3 protein-coding genes are annotated in these 1,884 nt (G+C 73.8%); 1 reads left to right on the forward strand and 2 read right to left on the reverse strand.

The window, feature by feature from the left end:
- The coding region (locus PUR56_RS04550; RefSeq protein WP_329947938.1) for a beta-ketoacyl synthase N-terminal-like domain-containing protein at nt 1–1,110 on the reverse strand (1,110 nt) is incomplete at its 3' end.
- A 23-nt stretch (nt 1,111–1,133) separates the two neighbouring features.
- A complete protein-coding gene (locus tag PUR56_RS04555) occupies nt 1,134–1,625 on the reverse strand; it encodes an acyl carrier protein (protein ID WP_329947939.1) in 492 nt (163 codons plus the stop codon).
- Between the two features lie 4 nt (nt 1,626–1,629).
- Here PUR56_RS04555 and PUR56_RS04560 point away from each other — a divergent pair.
- Nucleotides 1,630–1,884 (forward strand): hypothetical protein (locus tag PUR56_RS04560; protein WP_329947940.1); only part of this gene is annotated, 255 nt, incomplete at its 3' end.

Raw genomic sequence — 1,884 nt, forward strand, 5'->3', positions numbered from 1 at the left:
CACCGGCTGCTCCGCCGGACGACCCTGCCCGTACGTGGCCAGCACCGCCTGCGCCTCGATCGGATCACCCAGCGACGTCCCCGTCCCGTGACCCTCCACCGCGTCCACGTCCGCGGCGGTCAGCCGGGCGTCGGCGAGCGCGGCCCGGATCACCCGCTCCTGCGAGGGGCCGTTGGGCGCGGTCAGGCCGTTCGACGCACCGTCCTGGTTGACGGCCGAGCCCCGGACCACGGCCAGCACCTCGTGACCCAGCCGCCGCGCGTCCGACAGCCGCTCCAGCAGGAGGACCGCGGCGCCTTCGGCGAGGCCCGTGCCGTCTGCGGCGTCGGCGTACGCCTTGCAGCGACTGTCGCGGGCCAGGCCGCGCTGCGTCGCGAAGTCGACGAACACCTCCGGCGTGGCCATGACGGCGACACCGCCGGCCAGCGCCAGCGTGCACTCCCCGTCACGCAGCGCCTGCGCCGCCAGGTGCAGCGCCACCAGCGACGACGAGCAGGCCGTGTCCACCGTCACCGACGGACCCTCCAGCCCGAGGGCGTAGGAGATGCGGCCCGACGCCACCGAACCCGAGTTGCCGATGCCGAAGTAACCCTCCAGCCCCTCCGGGAGGTTGAGCACGTGGTGCGCGTAGTCGTGGTACATCAGACCGGCGTAGACGCCGACCGGCTGCCCACCGAGCGAGGTCGGGTCGATGCCCGCCCGCTCCAGCAGCTCCCAGGACGTCTCCAGCAGCAACCGCTGCTGCGGATCCGTCGCCAGCGCCTCACGCGGCGAGATCCCGAAGAGTGCGGCGTCGAAGCCGCCCGGGTCGGTGAGGAAGCCGCCCTCCTCCGCGTAGGTCTTCCCGGCCGCGTCCGGGTCCGGGTCGTGGAGGGAGTCCACGTCCCACCCCCGGTCGCGGGGGAACGGGGCCATGGCGTCGGTGCCGTCGTGGACCAGCCGCCACAGGTCGGCCGGGGAGGCCACGCCGCCGGGCAGCCGGCAGGCCATCCCGACGATGGCGATCGGCTCGGTGCGCCGGGCCTCGGCGTCGCGCAGGCGGCGCCGGGTCTGCTGGAGGTCGGCCGTGACGCGCTTGAGGTAGTCGCGCAGCTTGTCGTCGTTCGACATGGGGTTCTTCCTCGTATCCGTCATCAGGAAAGGCCGAGTTCGTTGTCGATCAGGTCGAAGAGCTCGTCGTCGGAGGCGGCGTCCAGGTCGACGCCCTCGGCGTCCGGCTCCTCGCCCGCCTCCGCCCAGCGGGCGGTGAGGGCCTCCAGACGGGCGGTGACCTGGGCCCGCAGACCGTCGGGCGTCCCGGACGTGGCCGCCAACGCCGCTTCGAGCCGGTCGAGTTCGAGCAGGACGGGCGGCACGACCGCGGCCCCCGCCAGGCCGAGCCGGTCCCGCAGGTGTTCCGCGACGGCGGTCGGCGTCGGGTGGTCGAACACCAGCGTCGCCGGGAGCCGGACGCCGGTGGCCTCCGTCAGGCCGGTCCGGATCCGCAGCGAGGTCAGCGAGTCGAAGCCGACCTCCTTGAAGGTCTGGGTGGCCCGCACGGTCTCGTCGATGCTCTGGCCGAGGACCTTCGCCGCGCCGGCGCGGACCACGTCCAGGAGCAGGCGGAGCTGTTCCGCCTCGCTCACCGCGGTGAGCCTCCGGAGCAGGGCCTCACGGCCGTCCCCGGTCGGCGTGGCCGTGGTGGTGGTGGCGGTGCGGCGGGGAGTGCGGACCAGCCCGCGCAGCAACGGGTTCAACTCACCGCTCGCCGCCTGCGACCGCAACACCCCCCAGTCCAACCGCGTCGGCACCAACACCGCCTCCGACGAACCCAACGCCGCGTCGAACAACGCCAACGCCTCACCCGACGCCATCGCCGACAGACCACCACGCTTCAACCGCGCC

This window comes from Streptomyces sp. BE303 (assembly GCF_036290945.1).
In the GTDB taxonomy this organism is placed as follows: Bacteria; Actinomycetota; Actinomycetes; order Streptomycetales; family Streptomycetaceae; genus Kitasatospora.